Origin of the sequence: Corynebacterium sp. HMSC075F02 (genome assembly GCF_001838335.1) — a bacterium.
Classification (GTDB): domain Bacteria; phylum Actinomycetota; class Actinomycetes; order Mycobacteriales; family Mycobacteriaceae; genus Corynebacterium; species Corynebacterium jeikeium_D.
Map to the genome: position 1 here is coordinate 299,370 of NZ_KV836313.1, position 22,858 is coordinate 322,227.

The window sequence follows — 22,858 nt, forward strand, 5'->3', positions numbered from 1 at the left end:
CCCCCTAACCTACCCAAACTAGCCCGGCCCCTAACCCAGCCACTAGTCCGACCAGCTGCGAATCTTCCGCAGCATGATGCGGCTCTTACGCTGCGAACGTCCCATCTTCCGGGCCAGGTTGTTCAAAATCGCGATGGCCTCGGTAATGTGCGGCCCCTTGTTCAGCATCACGCACTCGGCACGCAGGGCGAAGGCCGCATCGGTAATCTCCGCGCGGGACGGCAGGCCGGCCTTGGCCATGTTCTCCAGCACCTGAGTACCCAGAATGGTCGGCACACCGGCTGCCTGCGCCAGCGTCAGAATCTGGCCTGGGACCTCACCCATACGGTCGAAGCCCAGCTCCACAGCCAGGTCACCACGAGCAATCATCAGACCGGACTTGGCGCGCTTCATGCTGGCGATGATGATTCCCGGCAGATTCTGGAATGCCGGAATAGTCTCAATCTTCAGCACAACACCCAGGTTCCGAGCCTTCGACGCCAGGTCCTCGCGGCCCGCAGCCTCATGTTCCGCCGCAATCTCATCGAGCACCTTGTAAACGTACTCAGCATCCCCCTGCGTGCGAATAAAGCTCACCGCAGCAATATCCGCATGCTCCACCACAAAGCGCAGGTGCTCAATGTCTTCGTCGGTAAGCGAATTGAGTGGCAGGTCGGTGTTCGGCAGATTGATGCCCTTATGCGCCGCCAGCGGCTGACCATTCGGCTTCGTACGCAGGACACGCAGCCGGGCATCGACGTGACTATCTTCGCTTGACGACGTCTCGGAGACCTCAACCACCTCAGCGCCAAGTGCACCGTCGTCGAAAAGTACCGGATCGCCCGGTTTCAGAGCTGCCACGGCAGACGGCAGCGAGCAGGAGACACGAGGAATCTCGTCATTTGTGCGTGGAATGGTGGTGATTTCCTCGCCGCTGGTGAGAATGAACTCATCCCCAGTGTGGAAACGCAGCTTTTGCACGGTCGGTGGCACGCCGCCAGCACGTGTGACCTCGTAGTTGCTGCGCAGGTGTGTGCCCTCGGCGATCCAGGCGTTCTTCTCACCCTCGGCGAGCACCGCCTCGACCTCGCCCTCGACGTCGGTGTCGATGCGCACAACGGTGAAGTGACGCTTCGCTGAGCGGGAGTCATGCAGCGTAATGACATCGTCAAGCTGCAGCTGTTCCAACCATCCCTGATCTGCTTCCAGCGGCAGAGCAGGACGCCCCGGCAAATCGTTCGGAGCTGGCTTGGGGTGCCCATCCAGACGTGGAGTCAGCCAAATCTTGGACTTGGAGATGACTGTGCCGGCGTCGTCACGCACAACGCGGGCGCGACCCACGCGCGGTCCCGGTTCGATATCGCCTGTGCGCAGCTTCGGGCCAGCCAGATCCATGGACACGAAGATGCGGCGACCGGCCTTCTCAGCTGCAGCATTGACGTTGTCAATCATGCGGCTCCACTGCTCAGGGCCGTCGTGGGCGCAGTTGATGCGAGCGAGATCCATGCCGGCAGCAGCGAAGCTCTCCACCAACTCTGCGTCGTCGGCGGCCTCGGCGGGCAGGGTCACCATAATGTGCGAAGTGACATCCGCGCGCTCCTGACCGAACAGCTCGGTGGCGTTGTTATCCAGGGCAATATCCGCGCGCTCATCATCGGCAATAATGCGGGCGACATCGATATCTGAGGTGCGCCCCGCCAGGGCCAACAGCGCGTTGAGGGCCAGCTCAAGGCGCCCCCGGGTGAAAGTCTCCACCGTGGTCAGACTGGTCACGCCGAGGTCGTGCAAACTGTTTTGCAGCTCACGGATGTCAATTGTGCGCAGGTGCGCGTAGTGCAGTAGGTTTTCCGCGTGCCGACGGCGCTCTTCCGGCACCTCTGCGAGCAGTGCAGATGCCTCCACCGAGACGTCGTCCAACTCTGTAATCAAATCGGTGACCTTGCTGATGAGGTCATCCAGACGCGGTACATCCGCGCCGCTTTCAGTGTTGTCAGTTGCTGTGTCTTGAGGGCTCTGCGCTGCCATAGAGAAGGCACTCCTGTGTTTAAGACGAAGCGTTGGCCAGAGTCGGCCACGCGGGCCAATAGAAGGTGGGCATTCTCATTCTCAAATGAGACGGCCGAAAGCGCATGTCGAGAAGACATGCGCTTTCGCTACCAGCAGTTACTTCCAGAATGGATCCTGCACATCTCGGAGCGTCTGAACGGACTTGTCCAGCTGCTTCTTTTCGTATTCGTCCAGCTCAAGCTCGATAACGCGGCGAATTCCTCGACGGTTCACAATGGCTGGTGTTCCGATGAACACGTCCTCATGACCGTATTCACCTTGCAAGTATGCGGAGACCGGCAGAGCTACCTCTTGGTTCTGGAAAATGGCGCGCGTAATGCGGGCCAGCCCCATACCGATTCCGTAGGAAGTGGAGCCCTTGGCATCGATAATCTCGTAGGCGGCATCACGGGTTCGGATGAAGATGTCCTCCAGCTCGTCGTGAAGCGCGGGGTCGGCGGCGAGGCGCTTGGACAGACTGACGCCTGCAACGTTGGCGCTGGACAACACCGGCAGCTCGGAGTCGCCGTGTTCACCAATGATGTATGCGTGCACGCTCATCGGGGAAACATCGTAGTATTCACCCAGCATGTAACGGAAACGTGCGGTGTCCAGGATGGTGCCGGAGCCGAAGACACGGTTGTGTGGCAGCCCGGAGTACTTCCACGCGGCGTATGTGAGTACGTCGACGGGGTTGGAGGCGATCAGTAGGAGCCCATCAAAACCGCTGGCCATGACGGAATCGACGATGGACTTCATAATTTTCATGTTCTTGTCCACCAGCTGTAGGCGAGTCTCGCCGGGCTTTTGTGCTGCGCCTGCACAGATGACTACCAGCGCGGCATCGTCACAGTCGGCGTACGTGCCCTGAGTGACTTTGGTGCGCGACGACGCCCACACGACGCCATGGTTTAAGTCCATGACGTTGCCCATCGTCTTCTTTTCGTCGATGTCAATGATTGCCAAATGGTCGACAGTGCCTTGGTTGACCAGTGAGTACGCATATGCCACGCCGACGTCGCCAGCGCCGATCAGCACGACCTTATTTCCTGTGGATAGCTTCATAGCCCTCGGATCCTTCTCAACCGATTCGGAAAACGTTGCGACACCCCACAGGCTACGCTTTGTGCGGAAAACTGGCGCGAGATGAATAAACCCCGTGGAAAAAATTTTGCCATGATGGGAGTTATGGGATTCCTGCGTCGCGCATTTACTTCGATTGCGCCCTCGATTGCGTCTACGGGCAACACACCTGTAGCTCAGCCAATCGAAACCACCAGGACAGTGCGAGCTGCACGAGCAGCGCGAACGGGAATTACAGGAGTCGCTGGCACAGCTGGCATGGCCAAAGCGCTGGGCGCAGTCGGCACCGGCAGTCTGATGGCGACCAAAGTCTTTCGCGAACGTCTCCTAGGTACCGGCCCTGGCACTATCCGCAGCGCACTGCGAGCGGGCATTCCCTCCAACCCCGGTCTAATTGGTGCAGAAATTGCGTCATGGGCTGCCTTTAGCCCCTCGCTGATGCCGCGTACTCGGATCGCCACCGTTACTGTGACCTTCCTGGCACAGCTGGCGGGCCATGTCACCGGGGTGGCTATCGGCTATGGCTACAACACGACGATGCGGCGTCTGGCCAGCACTCCGCTCAGCCGCTTTGCGCCGGCACCTCGACACGAGCGCGCACTGGCCGTGACCTGGCATGTTGCCACCACGGCCACCACCGCGGCGCTGTGGCTGCGCTCCATTTCCCAGCAGCGCGAAATTGGCCGCCTGGTGGGCAAGGATGAGCAGGAATCCGCACGCAGCCAGTTCGCCTCCACAATGATTGCCAGTGGTCTCTACCTGACCACTCGGGGGCTCTCCGCGCTGGCCAATCGCGGCTATGACTTACTGCGGGACAACCTCCGCCCCTGGCTGCCGCGCGGTCTCGCCCCGGTTCTCAGCGGTGCCATCGTCGGTGGTGCCGTGGCCGCCAGCATTGATCGACTGCTTATCCGTCGGACTTTGGAGTCCATCGCCAAGAAGTCCCGATACCTGAATACCCTGGTAGTTCCAGGCCGCATGCAGCCCTGGGAGCCGGAACGTTCCGGGAGTCCATGGTCTTTGGAGCCGTGGTACGCACTCGGCGCCGAGGGGCGCGTCTTCGTCGCCGAAGGCCCCCGTGCCCGAGATTTGGCGGTGGTCACTGGCAAGCCGCTCTCCGAACTGCAGGAACCCATCCGCATTTATGCGGGCAAGGTGCCAGGTCGTTCTCTGCGGGAACAGGCGGAGCTCATCATCCGCGAGATGCACCGCACCGGCGCGTTTCGGCGCGATCATCTGGTTGTCTTCACCACCACCGGCACCGGTTGGGTGCCACCGTGGTCGGCGCAGGCTGCAGAGTTCTTGACCCTTGGCAACTGCGCCACTGTCGCTCTGCAGTACTCTGACCTCCCCTCCCCAGTGGCATGGCTAACGGACCACGAAACCCCAATCGCGGCTGGCCACACCCTTATCCATCGGGTGTTGCAGGAAGTCGACAAGATGCCGGAGAACGACCGGCCAAAGGTCTACGTCGCCGGTGAATCCCTCGGCGGGTTTGGCGGTCTCGGCGCATTCGAGAATTCCGCTGACATGCTCGCACGCGTCGACGGTGCTGTCTGGACGGGCGCACCACAGTTCTCCGCGATGTGGAAAGAGCTGACGCACCGTCGGACAAAGGGGTCTCCGGAAATCGCTCCAGTCATCGACGAGGGGCGAAACATCCGCTTCGCTACGCGCCCCGACGAGCTGTACCACTCCTTCTATGGCACCAAGTTCGGGCCGTGGGAATTCCCGCGCGTCGCATTCCTGCAGCATGCCTCTGACCCCATCGTTTGGTGGGATTACCCACTGGCCTGGCGCCGCCCCGACTGGCTTGCAGAGCGCGTCGGCCGCGATGTTCTCCCCTCCATGCGCTGGCATCCGTTCGTCACCTTCTGGCAGGTGCTTATCGACGGCCTCGCCTCCGTCACCGTCCCCGGTGGTCACGGCCACCGGTACGAGGAAGAAATGTTGCCAACGTGGGCTTCCATCCTCGACATTCCGCTTGACGACGACCTGGGTGGCGCAGCCGGAATGCGCTTCAAGCGCGTGAGTAAGTGGATTCGCCGCACTCAGCCGCCGCGTTCATAAACTTGTGACAGATATCCCTGAACAGCATTTTTTATGAATTTCGCATTAATTGTATTGCTTAAATGGTTGCGCATCCACTCATCTTGAGTACCATCGACGGCACAACCTAAAAACGTGTTGAGGAGGAATTTTCCTAATGACTAAGTACGAACTTCCTGAGCTGGATTACGCTTACGACGCTCTGGAGCCGCACATCTCCGGCGAGATTATGGAGCTGCACCACAGCAAGCACCACGCTAATTACGTCAACGGTGCCAACGCTGCACTGGAGAAGCTCGCCGCTGCTCGCGAGTCCGGCGACTTCGCAGCTGTTACCGGCCTGTCCAAGGACCTGGCCTTTAACCTGGGTGGCCACACCAACCACTCCCTGTTCTGGAAGCTGCTGTCCCCGAACGGTGGCGGCCAGCCGACCGGTGAGCTGGCTGAGGCTATCGAGCGCGACTTCGGTTCTTTCGAGAAGTTCCAGGCTCACTTCAACGCTGCTGCTCTGGGTCTGCAGGGCTCCGGCTGGCCTGTTCTGGGTTACGACACCATTGCAGAGCGCCTGGTTATTGAGCAGATGACTGATCAGCAGGGCAACCTGTCCATCAACCTGAAGCCGGTTCTGCTGCTGGATATGTGGGAGCACGCTTTCTACCTGCAGTACAAGAACGTCAAGGCTGACTACGTCAAGGCTGTCTGGAACGTCTTCAACTGGGATTACGCTGCAGAGCTGTTCGCAGCTGCCAAGTAATTTCAGCTAACAGCGCGCGGCTTTTTACGCGTCCCTGCCGCGCGCTAAAGATGGCTTACCGGCTCGCTGACGGGGCTTACCCTCAGCGGGTCGGTTTTTTGTGTCTTGTTTGAGACCACTTTTGGTATTTCCCGGGCGGCACACGTAGCCGTCGTTTAGCGTTAGTGCCCATGAACACCAGCAACAATGTCAACGTCGCCTATGAATACCTCGCCGTAGCTGATTCAGAGGTGGCGAAAATCGCTGTCGTCAGTTTGGACCGCGGAGACAAACTCAACGGTCTAACACTTGAGATGCTGACCGAGATGTCCACCGTCGCCCGGAAACTGGCAGCTGACCGTGATCTGCGCGGCGTAATCCTCCGTGGCGAGGGCAAATCGTTTTGCGCTGGGCTCGATTTCGCGTCGGCATTTAAGAAGCCCTCGCGCATTCTGCGCTCATTCGTCCCCGATATCCACGGCACGAACCTGTTCCAGCGCGCCTGCTGGGACTGGCGAGGCCTGCCGGTGCCGGTCATTGCGGCGGTGCATGGGCACTGCTACGGCGGTGGTCTACAGATTGCACTAGGTGCTGATTTCCGCATTACTACGAGCGATGCCAAGTGGTCAATCCTCGAAGCGAAGTGGGGACTGATTCCGGATATGTCCGGTATGCGAACCATCCTCGATGAGGTCAGCGCCGATACTGCACGTTGGCTGACCATGTCTGGCGAAGAACTCAACGGCAAGGAAGCAACTGAGATCGGTCTGGCGACGTGGGCCGTGGACACGGAGGACGCTGCACTCAAGCTGTCCAAGGAGAAGTTGGCACAGCTGGCGACACGCTCGCCGGATCAGCTGGCGGCGACGAAGCGGCTTTTCCGCGATGTGCACCGCTCTCCTCGCGCAACATTCCGTGCCGAGCGCACACAGCAGCTGCTGCTGTTAGCCCGCAAGAACACGGCCATTATTCGCAATGCTGCGATGAAGAAGGTCTCACCTAAGTTCGCCCGGCGCGGCACGTGGGCGCGTGGTTAGCGCGCTAAGGAACCGGCAGGTCATCCCCATGCGGCAGGTCCGCGGCCGCGCGCTGTGAATCCAGCCAGTCGCGGACGTGGGCTACCGATCGGCAGTCATCGCCGTTGTAGCGCAGCAGCATGGCGCGAGCCTCGGCTTGCGTGAGCTTTTCAAAGGACTGTTCCGAGACAAAGTCAAGGTCAGTGGCCGTCGCAATGCGATACAGATCCAGCGATGCCTCGCCGTCAACATCGGCGTCGCGCCAGTGGAAGCCCGACCACGGGGCCACGACTTTAAGCCCCATGCCGACGGTGGAGAGGATTTGGCGACGGGCGACCTTCAGCATGTCCACCCAGTCCTCCGAGGCAATGAACTTGTCCACTTCTTCGCGGGTCGGCACCCGCACAATCTTTGTCGGGCCAGCTGCCTCGGAACTGGAACCAGCCGCATCGCCTGTAGCCAGCTCCGCCGAATCTGCGGGCACCACAAATTCCTGGCCGCCGAACCGGGTGGCGCTCTGACGCAGCCAATAGTTCTCACCCTCTGCCGCCCAGCAATAGGCGCGGAAGGTCTTGCCTTGTTCATGCGCCGCATTTCGACGACGCATCAGGTAATCCCAGAAAATCGCAAAGTTCCTGGCCTCTGCCGTGCCACCGAGCCCTTCTGGCCCCGGTGGCTCCCAGGTGATAAACCCGCGGTAGTCCTCCCCAGGCACCCACGTTCCCCACAGGTAGGCGCCATCGTTGGGGTACGCCTCCATATCGATATCCATCTCAATATCGCCACGCGGGGCCGATGTCTTAGCGGCTACCCGGAGCGCGTCGACGTCGGCAAGCCGCGCCCTCGCCATCCACACCTGCTCCTTGCTGACGTGCGGAGTGTTGGTACTGGCCTGCGCCAGTGCCGTGACTGTGTCGATGCCCACACTGCGCAACCGCATGGACTTATCGCCAGGTAGGAGGAGGGAAATATCGTCACTTGCGGTCAGCTCATCCAAGCAAAGGTCGTGGTGACGGCAGGTTCGGCACTCCCGGATGCGCCGTGGCGCCAGCGGCCAGGTGCCTGGCGTAAACCGTGACGGTCGCCCCTGAGTGGCAGCGACGGCATCACGCGCATCCCGCAACGCCATCCGGTACGAGGCCACGCGCGAACCTTCATCGGCAATGACAATATGCCGTGTATCCAGGTTCATCCCGGTGGCACTAATCGCCCCCACCAGACCACAGGACACGCCCAGGCGGTGCAGTATCGCCGCTGCCTGCCCAAGCTTCACAGCATCGGGTCCGTAATGCCGTAGCTTCCACTCGTCCGTGACAACCATCGCCTGACGCAGGGTCCGCCCCATCACGCCAGCACGCCCGAGCCGATCAACGCCCAGCAGTCGCACCTGCATCGCCGCCGCACGCGCCGCATTGCTTGACGACGGCTTACGCCGCCGGCCCGGTTTGCGCGCAGAAAGCAGGTGCCGTGTGACAACCAGGACCGGCATGTACGTCGGTGAGGTCGTCTGTGGTGAATCATCGACCTTGACCAGCAGATCGGGGTGGCAAATCTCGTCGATTCCCGAGTACACCCCACCGGGAATCGGACGCTCATGCATGAGCACGCCACCGGCGATGACGCTTTCTCCGCGGGCGATGGCCTCAAGGGTATCCAGGTGAGCGTCCGGCCCCGGGGCCACTGTGTACAGGCCGGGGATGGACGCGATGGACGTCGGCAAGCGGTGCTCATGATGAGAAGCAGGTTCGACTAGCCGCCCCTCGCGGAGGTCGAGGCTCAGCCGGTAGCGGCAGCCGATGAGGTCGCTCGCGTGGAGAAGCGGGCGCGAAACGGATGAATCAGTCACAATGAGAATTAGCGTATCGCCACTCGGTAGGAAGTTTCACGTTAAGCTTGGATAGCAAGAATCGTGATGCAGCCACTGCATCTGGCAAGCGCACTCCGGCGCGGTGGGGTTTACGGGTTTTCCGCCCCACTTTTCCGGAGGGACTATCTGCGAGCAACTAGGCGAAGGAAAAAATGAGCTTCTTGGGTGACATCCGTGAGCGTCGGCGCGAAACCGCCAAGCAGGTGAAGGCTGCCAAGGCGAAGGCTAAGGAAGAGGCTCGCCACGCAGCTCGACTTAATCGCAAGGCACATAAGGCTGAGGTCAAGGCCGCTAAGCGCGACCAGAAGCACCAGCACAAGCTGGAGCTGAAGGAGGCCGCTGGCCGCGTTCGTTCTGAGGAAAAGCTCGGTAAGAAGGAACTCAAGCTGGAAAGCCGTGCTCTGAAGCGCGCGGAGAAGATCCGCAAGGCAAGTGCCAAGGACGAGAAGAAGGCGCTGGCCGCCAAGCAGCGTCACCAGACCAAGATGGCCGAGAAGATCCTGCAACAGCAGCGCAGCCAGGGCTTCAACAAGGACAAGGCAAAGTCGTGGATCGGTGGCGCACGCCTGCTGGTACCGGTGCTGGTTCCGCTGGCCTACCGCGCCATCACTGCCATTCAGCGCCGTGAACACTCTTCGGCCGCGCAGAAGTTCGGTGTTTCCGCTAATGATGCCGCTCGTTACCAGGGGCACGGTGCGCCGCTGCTGGCCCGCATTGAGGCCACTCGTGGTTCACTGACAGAGCTGCGTAAGTCGGGTGTCAAGGGTACCGATGGTTTTATCAAGGACGCCAACTCGCGTCTGGATGTCATGACTGACGCCATTAACACTGCCGAGAAGATGACCCCGGAGCAGCGTCGTCGCGCACACCACTCCATTACCGCAGAGCTGGATTCTCTGGATCGCCAGATCATTTCGGAGCTGGGCGCGTAAACCTGGCCGCTTCGGGTTAAGGCCACTCGCCGAGATTCGTCGAACTAAGCGCGACTGTTGTTGAGCAGCAATAGTCGCGCTTTCGCTCTTAGTACCCCCGTATCGGGCTATTTTCTCCCTCCGATGGCGCTACGGACTGAGAACTACTGTAATGAGGGCTATGCCATCTTCAGATAAATCTCAGACTGCAGCCTCGGATCTGAACGGCGCAGTCTCGAACAGCGACGCAACAGCCCAAAAGCCATTCACCCCTACTCGTCGTGCCGTACTGCGTGCCGGCGCTACCGGTGCTGCTGCTGGTGCCATCGGCCTGGCGACCGCTACTAGTGCGGGGGCCAATCCTGAGTCGCAGTCCTCAGCTAATGCTGGCGGTTCTGGTGGTTTTCAGGTCTTCCAACACGGTGTGGCCTCTGGCGATCCACTGCCGGACTCCGTTCTTATCTGGACTCGTGTGACATCGCACCCTGGCGACACCGCAGGTGCAAACCAGGGCCGCCCTGTTGCACTGAAGTGGGAAGTCGCTTCTGATGAGGGCTTCGGCAACATCGTTGCCTCTGGTGCCCTGAACACCGACCCGGATGCTGACAACACCGTCAAGATCGATGTCAAGGGTCTCTCCGCTAATTCCTACTACTTCTACCGCTTTACCGTCACCGCTGGTAATCACGCGGGCCAGGTTTCCCCGATTGGCCAGACTCGCACTGCGCCGCCGGTGAACTCCTCGCCAGATCACCTGGGCATCGCGCTGACCTCCTGCGCTAACTGGGAAAGTGGCTTCTTCTCCGCTTACCGCGATATGGCGGAAAATGACCGCATCGACATCATTATGTGTGTCGGTGACTACATCTACGAGTACGAGGCCGGTGGCTACTCCGGCAAGGGCCCGGTTCGTGACCACAAGCCGGCTCACGAGATCATTTCTCTCGCTGACTACCGCCTGCGCTACGCCACCTACCGTACCGATGCGGACCTGCAGGAAGCTCACCGCGCAAAGCCGTGGATTGTGACCTGGGACGACCACGAGGTCGCCAACGATGATTGGCACAGTGGCGCTGAGAACCACGACCCGGAGACCGAAGGCGACTACATTGCCCGCCGCGACGCCGCTATCCAGGCGTACCTGGAGTGGCTGCCGGTTCGCGCGGTCCCGTTCTCCCAGGGCGGAAAGCTCTACCGCAGCTTCCGTTTCGGCGATCTCGCCGACCTGACCATGCTGGACCTGCGCACCTACCGTGACCAGCAGCTGAAGTTCATCCGCGCTGGCGAGACCGATGATGAGAACCGCTCCATGCTCGGCTCTGAGCAGTTCAATTACCTGCTCGGCCAGTGGCGTTCCTCGAGCGCAAAGTGGCGTGTCGTGGGCAACTCCGTCATGTTCACTCCGGTGCTGGTTCCGCCGCTGGATCCGGAGGCCACCCGCGCTGTCACCGAGCTGCTGAGCTTGCCTCAGGACGGCCTGCCGTACAACTTGGATCAGTGGGATGGCTACGCTGCTGAGCGTCGTAAGCTGATCAACATCATGGATAAGGAAGGCTACGACAACGTTGTCTTCCTCACCGGCGATATTCACTCCTCCTGGAACTGCAACGTACCGAAGGTCCCGGGCGAGTACCCGAGTGCCGGCATTGCCGCTATTGAGATTGTCTGTACTTCCGTCAGCGCCCCGAATATCGATGACATTGTGAAGCTGCCTCAGGACAACCCGATTTCCTTGGCTGCTACCGCTGGACTCAAGGCTGCGAACCCGTACGTCAACTACCTCGAGTTCGACCGCCACGGCTACACTGCCGTCTACTTCGGCCGCGAGGACGTTACCTCTGAGTACCGCCTTGTCGAGGTCAAGGAAGAACCGAACCAGCCGCTTTTCGTCGCCGCTACCTACCGCGGCAAGCCGGGTCAGGGCATGACCCAGGCTTAAGCGCCTTCTCGTCCTTTCGCTTTACGACGACTACCGAGAGCGCACCCCGCATTGCGCCCTCAGTGGCGTAGTTGCTGTTCACGACGGCCCTGCACAACATGCAGGGCCGTCTTTTTATTACCCCAAGTTCTTGTGCACAATTAATCGAATTATTAACAAACCATGTATTCAATATAAGTTGCACAATCGAGCTCAATTATCGTCAATAGACATTAAATTTCTTTGCACTTATACTGTGGGGGAAAGAAAAAAGGGCTCGATATTAATTTGAAGTTTCACCGTATTGAAGTTTCACTGTAAGCCTTCTTCATTATTACAAGTTCAGCACCAAGCTTAGGCAGGGATTCTATGGCACGCCGCGAACTAATTCAGTACATCGACGACCTTGATGGGACTCCGCTTGATTCCACAGATCACCAAGTCGTTCGTTTCTCTTTCCGCGGTAAGAACTACATTCTCGACCTCTCTCAGGAAAATGCTGAGAAGTTCGAGCAGGTATTAGAACCGTATATTGCGAACGCTTCTATTGATCACAGCACGGTTGTAGCTCCGCGTAAGCGCTCTTCCGCTAATCCCAATGCCGCTGAGGCCCGTGATCGCAATCGCAAGATTCGCCAGTGGGCACGAGAGAATGGCATGGATGTTGCAGACCGCGGTGCGCTGCCAAAGCACATTATTGAAAAGTACGAGAGCGCTAACTAGTTCTCACCCAGGTTCGTTTGCCTTCCACTGGATGTCATCCAGCTTCACTATCTTAAAGACAGGGTCCCGCCACAGCGGGGCCCTGTTTTAAAGTTGGGGCAGGTGATTCGAGTCGCTAGGATAGCGGCTGGAATTGGCACACCGGCCTAATCCGGTTGTCTTACTTTTCTTATCCTTGACATGGAGGAGTCGGCCCGTGGTTATTTTGGAACCATTTGTTTGGCTGGTCTCGTTTGTCCTTAAGGCGTGGCACCTTTTACTGGCCTCAGTGTTTCACCTGCCATCTTCTCTGTCCTGGACGCTTTCTCTCTTCCTGCTGGTGTTTACGGTGCGTGGCGCTCTGGCGTTTCTCGCGTTCCAGCAATTTATCTCGGCGCGCAAGACGGCCAACCTACGGCCGCAGCTTTTTATACTCAAGGAGCGCTACCGCAGGAGCATCGAGCCGAACTCGCCACAATACGTAAACTTTGCCAGCAAGGAAATGCGCAAAGCCGAAGGTATTAAGACCTCCGTAATGCTGGCGCCCCTCTTCGTCCAGATTCCCGTGATTATGGGTCTTGTTCGCATGCTGAGGCACATGCTGCGGGCGTCTGAGGGGCCTGGACTGCCTGCGTCTCATAATGTCGGATTCATCTCTAAGGATGAGATTTCCGACTTTCTGAGCGCGACATTCTTGGGGCAGCCTCTACCCGCGTATCTGCGCATGGACCCGGAGCAACTACAAATCCTTGGGGGCAATCATGATTCGCTGTTAGCTTTCTGCATTATCGGCATCGTGGCAGCGGCCATTTTCACCGGTTTTAACTTGGTCATTTCCTACCGCCGGTTGCAGCGCACTCTCGACTATTCCAATAGCGTCAGTGTATTCCTCAGCAAATTCATGCGCGTAATGCTTATCTACGCACCGCTGATGATCCTCTTCGCGGGGTTCTTTGGCCCAACACCTGTGGCTCTAATTGTCTACTGGGTCACCAATAACTTCTGGACACTGACCCAAAATATTATTCTCACCCGCTATGTAGAAAAGACCTACCCACTCACGGACGATTTCCGAACTCTGCAAAACCACCAAAAGGGTGAATACGAATCGGAGCGGGAAGAAAAGAAGAAGTTAAAGCAGGCCAAGCGTCGCTTTTATATCAAATCCGCATTCGCTCCGTGGAAAATAAAGCAGTATAAGAGCGAATATGCCGCTATTGAGAAGGAATCGCGGGACCGTCGTAAAGCAAAGCAGGACGAAGAATATGCCCAGGCTTTGAAAATTGCGAAGGTTCGCTACATGGTGACCCAGATGAGGCCTGGCGCTCAGGACAATTTGCCGTCCCTGACGCAGGATATGAAGATTTCCTCGGGTATAGTTCCGCCGCTTCCCGGCCTGGCTAAAGTGCGGGCAGACATGAAACGACAAGCCGAGAAAGCACAAAAGGCGCAGAAGCGGCCGAAACCAATTCTGATTGCAAAGAACCTGGGAATGCTGCTCGGCCAGAATACGAAGAATATGGTTAAGAAAGCCACCGGCTCAAAGGAGTCGGACTGGAAACGCTTCCGGGATTAGCCCGTGAGCAAAAGGCGAGAACTAGGGCGCGTTAAAAAAGGGAATTAGGTATTTACGTGACCAAGTCACGGGCCAGGTCGCGCGCCATCTGCAGCGGGTTCAGATCCTTGGACATCTTGGCACCCGCGAGGCCGCCGTCGAGGTAGAGCAACAGCATATTTGCGTGAGCAGACGGCATACTAGATTCATTTTCAGTCAGCAGCGTGTGTAGCTGTTGCCAAACCCAGGAGCGGTGATCGGCTGCGGCCTGGCGGATGTCCTGCTCCGACTCCGTTTCCGGCCGCGGATATTCACTAGCCGCATTCTGGAAGTGTGAACCACGGAAGTCGATTGCCGGCTGCTCCGCAATACACTGATCGAAGAAAGCGAGAATCTTCTCCGCCGGGGTATCCAACGAGGCCACTCGCTGCTCCCAAGCCTCCCGCCATTTGGCATCGAGGTCTTGCAGATACGCGATGACCAGCTTGTCCTTGGATCCAAACAACGAGTACAGGCTGGCTTTGGCGACATCAGCTTCCCGCAGGATGCGGTCAATGCCGACAACGCGGATGCCTTCCGTTGTAAACAGAGCTGTCGCTGATGTCAGGAGGCGCTCCCGCGGACTGGGGCGGTTACGACGGCGAGAGGAAGCGCGGCCGCCTTTTGCGCCCTTGCCCGTTGTCGCTTCTGCCACGGCAGTACCTCTCGTCCTTCCAAAGTCACACCCCGTTCTAACAGCTGCTTACTCGCAAACACCGGCATTAGCGCCATTGCTTTCAGAGCACTGAACAGGGCGTTCATAGTCTGTGATATTCCATTGTAGGCGTATCTGCGACTGTGATTTTGTAAAAGAACAAACTAGTCAGTCTTTCAGCCTCTAGTCCTACTTTAGCGTGCGATGATTGCCGCCCCCAACAGATGTCGCGACAATCGCAGAACGCCAACTTCACGACAACCGCACAACAAAAAAAGGGCATCTCAATGTTGATGAGATGCCCCGCGCTCTAGCTCACTATCCAGTAGATAGCAGCGTTACGACGCTTCGTGCATAGTCGCGCTGTTTTGCTTGGCTTACTTGCGCTTTTGAACCAGGCCGACAATCCACAACAGGATCACGGCGCCGAGCAGACAGGTGAGGAAGCTGAAGAACTTTCCGCCACCGGCGACATCAACGCCGAACAGGGTGAGCAGCCAACCGCCCAAGAAACCACCGACGATACCAACGACGATATTCAGGACGACGCCCATCTGTTCATCGGTGTTCATGATCTTAGAGCCGATCCAGCCGGCAAGACCACCGATGATAATCCAGCTGATGAAGCCCATCGTGGGACTAAAGGAGGCAGCAAGAAGAATCTCGTTCATGATAGATATTCCTTTCCCGAAATCGTTCTGACTCAACTATAAGTCTTTCCGAAAACTCTTGCATACACTGCAAGCACTATCAGGCCATTTCGGCCACTGAGAAACTAGCGAGATAACAGTCGGATAGCCACAGGAAAACTCTTATAAAATCTGCACTTTCTGCATGAAAACAGGGTTTATGCAGACGAGAGGCCTCATTTGGATAAACCGAAGCCGGCCCCGACACCTGTCGGAAACCGGCTAGGTTCTACTTATAAATATTCGGTAACGGTTTCTACTCTCGGCGCTAACCGCGCCTCGACGACCGCCGCCGGCGTCTTTTCTCAGCCCCCTCGAAGGGCGCTTTAGGCGTCAGTCTCCGGGCGGACGACCATCATCGGGCAAGCAGCCGCCTGCAGGAGTGCACGCGAAGTGGAGCCGAGCAGCATGCCCTTGAAACCTCCGCGGCCGTGGCTGCCGACGACCAGCAGCTGCGAGCCTTCCGAGGCATCAGCCAGAGCACGAACCGGGCGGTCGCGGGTAACAACCTTCTTGATGGCCACTTCCGGGTACTTCTTAGCGTACTTCTCCAGACGGTGGCCGAGCAGAGCCTTCTGCTCCTCTTCCACAACCTGCCACTGGCTCTGAGCTGCAGAAAGGCCAGCCAGGGAAGCCTGTACCTGCATATCCATCCAGGTATGAACTGCAATCAGCTCGGCACCACGGGCATCGGCCTCACGGAATGCGTACTCCGTTGCCTTTTCGGAAATATCGGAGCCATCGACACCGACAACGACAGGACCGTACTTGGTCTCATCGGTGACCAGGTTGTCCTCGCGGACAACAACAACCGGGCACGATGCGTGGGAAACAACAGCGGCGGAAACCGAACCCATGACCATGCCAGAGAGCCCACCCAGACCGCGAGAGCCCATAACCACCATGGTTGCCTGCTCAGACAGGTCGAGCAGCATGTCAATCGGGCTGCCCTCTTCAATCTGGTGGCTGACATCTACTGACGGTGCGAAGTCGAGGGCAATCTTCTTGGCCTCGTTAATCTTCTCCAGGGTCTCGGCCTCAAGATCGTCGTAAAGCTCCTGCGGCGGAACCATGCCCTCTGCGTAGAGGAACTGCGGCATGGAGTAGCTGCTGACCAGACGGAGCGGCTCACCGCGCTTCACTGCGGTGTTAGCGGCCCACTTGACGGCGGTCTTGGATGCCTCCGAGCCATCGACCGCGCACACAATGATGTTCTGCCTTGGCATTGATTGCCTCCTTATTATGCGATCCATAAAAATTGGCTCTCCGCGGCCCGACCGCAACGCAGCTACACCTATCGCACCTGCTTGGACGCCATTTTAATGGACAAGCTTTGCTATTTAGTCAACTCTTCCGAGCCAACCCTTTTATTACTTTCACCTCCACCCTACCCCCATTATGTTGCGACCGACAGGGCAGAATGTTGTCCACCTACGCCATTAGGGGCGGTACCAACACAGCCCTGCGCCAGCAGCTCCGCTTGCCCGCCGGGTGAATCCGGGGCACCTGTTAAAGTCAGCCGTATGCGTCGCATGCCACTGCCCATTCGCGATGGGCTCAACCCCTCCCGCATCGCCGCTCCCGGGCGTCGTGGCGATGCCCCCACCCGTGCGTGGGATCTGCTCGCAGGCGCTATCGCAGGTCAAACCTACCGCCACCCAGACGATGATGAAGCGGCTGTGGCCAAGCGTTTTGCAGATGGGCTCGTCGTTCGCGCCAACTCAGTGCCCTACAGTCCAGATGACATGGTGAAGCCCGGCGCGGAAATGTGGTTTTACCGCACCCCGGCACCGGAGCGCACAATCGCGGGGCCGATGCCGATTGTCTTTCAAGATGACAACCTTGTGGTCGTCGACAAGCCGTCGTTTTTGGCAACGATGCCGCGCGGCCGACACATTACGGAAACTGCTGTGGTTCGCCTGCGGCGGGAGCTGGGTAATCCGGAGTTGGTTCCCGCGCATCGCCTCGACAGGCTGACGTCGGGGTTGCTCATCTTTACCGCCCGGCGCGAGGTTCGCGGCGCCTACCAGGGGCTTTTCGCATCGGGGGAAGTCACTAAGCGCTACCACGCACTGACGTCGCCTACACCCATCGCTGGCGCGGCCAGCGAAGCCCTGCCCGAGACCCCACTGGAATTGCGCACACGACAGCACAAAATTGCTGGCCAGATGCAGGCTTATACTCTCGAGGGCGAGCCAAACGCCCACACCATCATCGAGCGCATTTCGCTTGTCGACGTGCCTTCGGACGCCGACGGCCTCGCTGCCGACAGTGGTCGCGTTGCGCTGTGGCAATTGAAGCCCATCACCGGACGTACTCATCAGCTGCGGCTGCACTTGAGTGAACTGGGCTTTCCCATCCTGGGTGACCAGTACTACCCGGAGATTCTGCCGCTGGAGGCCGAGAATACCTCGGAGCCCCTGCACCTGGTCTGTGTTGAAATGAGTTTCGCTGACCCCGTGACTGGGGAACAACGAACGTTCCATTCCCGTCGCAGCGTTTTCAATCCGCTTTCGCTGCCGGATATTAATTCGCCGTTGATCAAATCTAATTAGAAGAGAGCCCCTCCCCCATGTCTGCCAAGCATGCAAAACGCCCCACCAAATCATCCGCTGAGTCTTCTTTGAAGCATTCCGCCCCACCAGCGGCGGCCTACGCTGAGGGGCTCACCAAGAAGTACGGTGTCGGCAATGCCGCTGTTACTGCACTGGACCATGTCGATATCTCTTTTGCCGCTGGTGAGTTCACCGCGATCATGGGGCCGTCCGGGTCGGGTAAGTCGACATTGATGCACTGCATGGCCGGCTTGGACTCCGCGACGTCGGGAAGCGCGTACATCGGCACGACGGAACTGTCGAAGCTGTCGGACAAGGAGATTACGGCGCTGCGGCGTGACCGCCTGGGCTTTGTGTTCCAGTCCTTCAACTTGGTGCCGACGTTGACAGCGGCGGAGAACATCACCCTGCCTATCAATATCGCTGGTCGTAAGGTGGATAAGCAGTGGTTCGAGGAAATCACCACGCGCCTCGGGCTTAAAGAACGGCTTACGCACCGCCCCTCGGAACTGTCCGGTGGCCAGCAGCAGCGTGTCGCCTGTGCGCGTGCCATTGTCAGCCGGCCGGAGATCATCTTTGGAGATGAGCCGACGGGCAACTTGGACTCGAACTCATCCCGTGAGGTGTTGACGATTCTCCGCGATGCGGTTGATGACATCGGCCAGACCGTTGTCATTGTGACGCATGATGCCACCGCCGCGTCCTACGCAGACCGTGTTGTGTTCCTCGCGGATGGCCGCGTGGTTGACGAGCTTCGCAACCCCACGCCCGCCGATATTTTGGCGCGCATGGCAGATATTGAGAATCTTTAGGAAGGCAGGTCATCTCTCCCCATGGCATCATCGTCTTCCACGCTAAGCCGCGTCGCCTGGCGTAATATCACCTCGCACAAGTTGCGCCTCGTGCTCACAATTATTTCGGTCGTGCTGGGCACAGCCTTCATCACCGGCGCATTTGTGTTCACATCATCGCTGGACAAGGCCTTTAAGGGCGCAATGAGTACCGCTTATGACGGTGTCGACGTGGTGGTGACGGCCCCAGCTGACAATCCCGGTGCTCTCACCGAAGAAACCGCGCAGGAAATCGAAAGCTTCCCCGGGGTCCGAGCCCTCAACATTGGCGATCCCAACAACAGCATTACGGCCACAGGAGCCGACGGCAAGCCGATTCAAACCAATGGTTCGCCATCGATGGGTCTTCCCTACTATCCAGCGGCCGAAGCGGTGGGCAACAAGGTCACGGTTACCGAGGGGCACGCGCCGGAAACACCAGGTGAGGTGGTCGTCAACTCCACCACCGCCGAACTCGGCAACCTCCACGTCGGCACTGAAATCAAAGTGGCCACCCGCCTCGATCGGGCGACGGTGAAGGTTGTCGGCATCGCTGATACCTCCATCGACGAAACCGGCTACCTCGCGGTCTTTTTCACCCAGAATCAGTGGCGCAAGCTCTACGGCGCGGACAGCCATATGGACATGTTCACCCTCGCCGCCGATTCCACCACTGACGCTGCCACGCTTACCCGTGATGTCGCAGAAGCATTCCCCGAGCTCAAGGTAGAGGCAGGCTCTAAGCTCGCCGAGGAGGCCTCCGAACGTGTCTCCTCTGCCTTAAGCTTTGTCAACTACTTCCTCATCGCTTTCGGGCTCATCGGGCTGCTTGTGGGCATCTTCATCATCTCCAATACTTTCACCATGCTGGTCACTCAGCGCATGAAGGAGTTCGCTCTCCTCCGCGCCCTCGGTGCTTCACGACGACAGCTCACTGCGTCCGTCCTCTTGGAGGCATTCATTGTTGGCCTCATCGGTTCCGCACTAGGTGTCATCACGGGATTTGGGCTGAGCCAGGGGCTATTCATGCTTCTCGATGCCATGAGTATCTCCATGCCCGGCGATGGCCTGACATTCGAACCGGTGGCAGTCATCGTTCCTCTCCTTGTCGGCGTGGCCATCACCATGATCGCCGCCTGGACGCCGGCCGCCCGCGCTGGCGCGGTCCCTCCTGTAGAAGCCATGCGCTCTGGGGATCAAACAACCAGCAATAGCCTCAGTGCTAGGACGTGGACCGGTACTGTGCTGGCGTCCGCCGCGATCGCAATCATTGCCTGGGCATTGCAGTGGAACGACGCAGAAACCAAGATTCGTGCCATCTTCGTTGGTGTCGGTGCAGTGATGGCCGTAGCCTCCGTCTGGCTTGTCGGACCCGCGCTGTCCATGCCTCTGATCGGAGGACTGGGGCGCGTCGTAGGTGCGCCTTTTGGAACCGTCGGCAAGCTTGCGGCAACGAACTCCCACCGCAATCCGCGCAGAACGGGAACCACATCGTTTGCACTGACGCTCGGGCTTGCGCTGGTGACTGTGATCGGCATGTTCGGCGTATCCATGAAGGAGGCGGTCAATGAGTGGTCAGAGACCAATCTGACGGCTGACTTCGTACTCTCGCCACCTCTGACCGCGCATTCGGCCCTGCCGCTTGGGGTCGAGGACGCAGTGAAGGATATCGATGGTGTCGACGACACCGCAACCTTGTCGATTGGCGCGCTACTGGTAATCCCACCTGAGGAAGCCGCCACGATGATAGCTTCCGACGGCGAACAAACTGAAGTCGGACCGGAATCTAGTAATGCGTCGGTTTTCAACTCCAACGTCGGCAAATGGTACGGCACTCGCGCCATCCAGGGCTCCCTGGATCTGGCCAAGCCGGATGCGGGAATTGTCATCAGCGAATCAACAGCGAAAAAGAATAGTTGGAACGTTGGCACTGAACTCGCAGTTGTTTCCAAAGGCGGCATAACACGGCTCCCCGTCACCGGCATTTTTGCTGACACAAGTGATCCCGGCCAGTCGATTATGGTCTCCGACGAAGCCGCCCATAAATATGTCAAAAGCAGCCACCTGTTGCCTTTCCAGACCTACGTCGATATTTCTGATTCCATCGCGGCAGACAGCGGCTCCATGGATGAAATGAAGCAAAAGCTTAGCGACGCAGTTGCGGACTACCTCGTAGTACAGGTGATGACTGCTAAGGAGTTTGCGGGTCTGGCTAATGCCTCTATCGATATCATGCTGGGAATCGTCTACGCTCTGCTGGCCCTGGCGGTCATCATTTCGATTCTGGGAATTATCAATACTGTCGCACTCTCAGTTGTCGAGCGCCGCCAGGAGATTGGCATGCTTCGGGCCGTCGGCCTGCAACGCTCGGGGATTCGCCGGATGATTCGCCTGGAATCTGTGGAAATCTCCATTTTCGGCGCGGTTGTAGGTATTGTCCTCGGCTTGTTCCTCGGCTGGTCACTTCTGACCGTGCTGAAGGATGAGGGCCTGAATACTATCGCGGTACCGTGGCTGCAGATCGTTCTCATGCTGCTTGGGTCTGCGCTTGTGGGCATTATTGCTGCTCTCGGCCCTGGTCAGAAAGCCGCGAAGACACCGCCCCTGGCCGCTATCGCAGACGAATAGTCGCCGTTATATGAAAGCGCCCCGTGCAGATATTGTTTCTGCACGGGGTTTCTATTTCGCCTTATCGCCTACGCCGAATCAGCAATCCAGCTCACGCATTTCCACTGGAAATTCACACGGCCGCGTTGGCCTTGCGAACCTCGCGTTCACGATTCTTCAGCGCCTTATTGAGAAGCATAAAGAACCACACAAAGCCGACCGTCAGGATAATGTGGCCGAGTCCTGCAATTCCCGAGTACATCGCACCCCAGGCCTCCGGGCCTGAAACAACGTGCACGATACCGTTAGCCACCATCATGCCAATCGTCCAAACAATGCCGACATTCTGAACGATGAACCAGCGATCAAAGCCCTTGACAGCTGAAATATTGAATTGACCATCCAATGCCAGCGCAACCAAGAAAAAGATTGTGCCAAGAACAAGGAAATGCGTGTGCAGCGTATTGAGCTGCGTTTTATCCCCGAAATCCATCGCACGGGTAAATTCACGATAGAAAACGCCAGAAAACAGACCAAGACCGAGATACACCGAAGCAGCTGTGAATAACTTACGCATACTTCGTAGCCTACTCAGATAACGCTGGCTTCTAAACGGACCAAACCCAGGGGGTTAAACGAAAGTTTGATTCCGCGAATCTAGACGGCCTCAAACTAACCGCGCGAATCGAGCCACCACACGTTTCGGCACAGTTTTGGATAGGGCCATCACCAGGCCATATAGGCCGGGCGCTACCTCCGCCCGACCCCTCTCCGCTCCACGTAACGTGCGCTCCACTAGATAACTGAGATTCTGCTCCGGCATGAGACGCAACTTCACCGACTTCGCCTGCTTCACGACGTCCCGTAGCGCCTTGGTCTTAACCTTTCCCGGGTAGCAAATAGTTACAGTTACACCATTAGGTTTCAATTCCTCTCCAAGGCAGATACCCCAGTGCCGAATAAACGCTTTCGATGCTGTGTACACCGCCAGCCCTGGAGTTGGTGCTACAGCTGAGATCGATGAAACGAAAATGATGTGGCCGTTCTTTTCGAATAAATCGTTTAGCGAGTAAACCGCTGCGACCGTACCGCGAATATTCGTCTGTATCATTTGATCAGCCTGCGAAAAATCCTGGGTTTTAACATCGCCATAATTCGCATACGCGGCATTGAGGATTAAATAAACTATCGTCGCGTGATGGCGGTCAACATGATTCCGGAGTTTATCGCCAAAATCATCATCGGACTGATCTAGACAAAGATATCGAAGACGAGGACCTTGCCTCTGCGAGAACTCAGCGTCTTCACCGGAAGAATCATCGTTGTAGCTACGAGAAACACACCAAATTTCATCTAGGTCTGGACGTAGCTGCCCAAGTCTATCGGCAAAGACGGCGCCTATGCCCCGAGATGCTCCAGTCACGATTCCCACTCGCATGAATTCCAAGATACAGCCGACTGAGTCGAGCAATTAAAACGGCGCCGACGTAGCGCGCCGCATAGGAATAAGCATACGAACAGCAAAATGCAGCACTAAAACGCTAGTTAATTCTGTTTACCCGTAGGTACAAAAGTGGGCCGCAGCAGCCCACCCCACACGGGAACTGGCTACCACGACCCACAC

General features: G+C 58.1%; 18 protein-coding genes. 10 read left to right on the plus strand and 8 right to left on the minus strand.

Annotated elements, in window-relative coordinates; genetic code table 11:
- Positions 1-42: 42 nt before the first annotated feature.
- Positions 43-2,004 (minus strand): pyruvate kinase, encoded by a 1,962-nt coding sequence (locus HMPREF2920_RS07615; protein WP_083327116.1) that lies wholly within the window; start codon positions 2,002-2,004, stop codon positions 43-45.
- Between the two features lie 138 nt (positions 2,005-2,142).
- Entirely contained in the window at positions 2,143-3,090 is a 948-nt protein-coding gene (locus HMPREF2920_RS07620) for an L-lactate dehydrogenase (RefSeq protein WP_049193129.1), read from the minus strand.
- A gap of 111 nt (positions 3,091-3,201) precedes the next feature.
- Here HMPREF2920_RS07620 and HMPREF2920_RS07625 point away from each other — a divergent pair, with 111 nt between their 5' ends.
- The 3 genes from HMPREF2920_RS07625 to HMPREF2920_RS07635 all read left to right on the plus strand — a co-directional run bounded on the left by HMPREF2920_RS07625 (position 3,202) and on the right by HMPREF2920_RS07635 (position 6,927).
- Positions 3,202-5,178 (plus strand): alpha/beta-hydrolase family protein, encoded by a 1,977-nt coding sequence (locus HMPREF2920_RS07625; RefSeq protein ID WP_049193127.1) that lies wholly within the window; start codon positions 3,202-3,204, stop codon positions 5,176-5,178.
- Positions 5,179-5,314: 136 nt separating this feature from the next.
- Complete coding sequence (locus HMPREF2920_RS07630; protein ID WP_049190924.1) at positions 5,315-5,911, plus strand: superoxide dismutase; 597 nt, start codon at positions 5,315-5,317, stop codon at positions 5,909-5,911.
- Between the two features lie 170 nt (positions 5,912-6,081).
- Entirely contained in the window at positions 6,082-6,927 is an 846-nt protein-coding gene (locus tag HMPREF2920_RS07635) for a crotonase/enoyl-CoA hydratase family protein (protein ID WP_049190921.1), read from the plus strand.
- 4 nt (positions 6,928-6,931) lie between these two features.
- On the opposite strand, the gene HMPREF2920_RS07640 is transcribed toward HMPREF2920_RS07635, so the two are convergent.
- Positions 6,932-8,752, minus strand: a complete 1,821-nt coding sequence (locus HMPREF2920_RS07640) for a ribonuclease H-like domain-containing protein (RefSeq protein ID WP_070854130.1) — start codon at positions 8,750-8,752, stop codon at positions 6,932-6,934.
- Between the two features lie 173 nt (positions 8,753-8,925).
- Here HMPREF2920_RS07640 and HMPREF2920_RS07645 point away from each other — a divergent pair, with 173 nt between their 5' ends.
- From HMPREF2920_RS07645 to yidC, 4 genes are all read left to right on the plus strand, one after another.
- Positions 8,926-9,705, plus strand: a complete 780-nt coding sequence (locus HMPREF2920_RS07645) for a DUF6474 family protein (protein WP_049171705.1) — start codon at positions 8,926-8,928, stop codon at positions 9,703-9,705.
- Positions 9,706-9,865: 160 nt separating this feature from the next.
- On the plus strand, positions 9,866-11,623 hold the full coding sequence (locus tag HMPREF2920_RS07650; RefSeq protein ID WP_239660027.1) for an alkaline phosphatase D family protein: 1,758 nt from the start codon (positions 9,866-9,868) through the stop codon (positions 11,621-11,623).
- Positions 11,624-11,971: 348 nt separating this feature from the next.
- Entirely contained in the window at positions 11,972-12,325 is a 354-nt protein-coding gene (locus HMPREF2920_RS07655; protein WP_005510529.1) for a histone-like nucleoid-structuring protein Lsr2, read from the plus strand.
- 196 nt (positions 12,326-12,521) lie between these two features.
- Positions 12,522-13,880, plus strand: coding sequence for a membrane protein insertase YidC (gene yidC, locus HMPREF2920_RS07660; protein WP_016421685.1), 1,359 nt, complete (start codon positions 12,522-12,524; stop codon positions 13,878-13,880).
- 52 nt (positions 13,881-13,932) lie between these two features.
- Here the strand turns inward: yidC and HMPREF2920_RS07665 are convergent, their stop codons facing one another.
- From HMPREF2920_RS07665 to HMPREF2920_RS07675, 3 genes are all read right to left on the minus strand, one after another.
- Positions 13,933-14,553, minus strand: coding sequence for a TetR/AcrR family transcriptional regulator (locus HMPREF2920_RS07665; protein ID WP_016421686.1), 621 nt, complete (start codon positions 14,551-14,553; stop codon positions 13,933-13,935).
- Between the two features lie 377 nt (positions 14,554-14,930).
- Positions 14,931-15,224 (minus strand): GlsB/YeaQ/YmgE family stress response membrane protein, encoded by a 294-nt coding sequence (locus tag HMPREF2920_RS07670; RefSeq protein WP_049171710.1) that lies wholly within the window; start codon positions 15,222-15,224, stop codon positions 14,931-14,933.
- Positions 15,225-15,568: 344 nt separating this feature from the next.
- Positions 15,569-16,468 carry a universal stress protein gene (locus tag HMPREF2920_RS07675; protein WP_005510554.1) on the minus strand — a complete coding sequence of 300 codons (900 nt, stop codon included), beginning with the start codon at positions 16,466-16,468 and terminating at the stop codon, positions 15,569-15,571.
- Between the two features lie 297 nt (positions 16,469-16,765).
- Between HMPREF2920_RS07675 and HMPREF2920_RS07680 the strand changes: the two genes are divergently transcribed.
- From HMPREF2920_RS07680 to HMPREF2920_RS07690, 3 genes are read left to right on the plus strand one after another with little or no spacing between them, the layout of a single operon-like run.
- Positions 16,766-17,797 (plus strand): pseudouridine synthase, encoded by a 1,032-nt coding sequence (locus HMPREF2920_RS07680; protein ID WP_049171712.1) that lies wholly within the window; start codon positions 16,766-16,768, stop codon positions 17,795-17,797.
- 17 nt (positions 17,798-17,814) lie between these two features.
- Positions 17,815-18,609 carry an ABC transporter ATP-binding protein gene (locus HMPREF2920_RS07685; protein ID WP_172954627.1) on the plus strand — a complete coding sequence of 265 codons (795 nt, stop codon included), beginning with the start codon at positions 17,815-17,817 and terminating at the stop codon, positions 18,607-18,609.
- Between the two features lie 21 nt (positions 18,610-18,630).
- Complete coding sequence (locus tag HMPREF2920_RS07690) at positions 18,631-21,255, plus strand: ABC transporter permease (RefSeq protein WP_070600964.1); 2,625 nt, start codon at positions 18,631-18,633, stop codon at positions 21,253-21,255.
- A 112-nt stretch (positions 21,256-21,367) separates the two neighbouring features.
- Here the strand turns inward: HMPREF2920_RS07690 and HMPREF2920_RS07695 are convergent, their stop codons facing one another.
- The gene (locus HMPREF2920_RS07695; RefSeq protein WP_016421692.1) at positions 21,368-21,811 is read right to left on the minus strand and encodes a DUF2871 domain-containing protein; all 444 of its coding nucleotides are present in this window, start codon (positions 21,809-21,811) and stop codon (positions 21,368-21,370) included.
- Between the two features lie 90 nt (positions 21,812-21,901).
- Positions 21,902-22,657, minus strand: coding sequence for an SDR family NAD(P)-dependent oxidoreductase (locus HMPREF2920_RS07700; RefSeq protein ID WP_160310026.1), 756 nt, complete (start codon positions 22,655-22,657; stop codon positions 21,902-21,904).
- Positions 22,658-22,858: the final 201 nt, after the last annotated feature.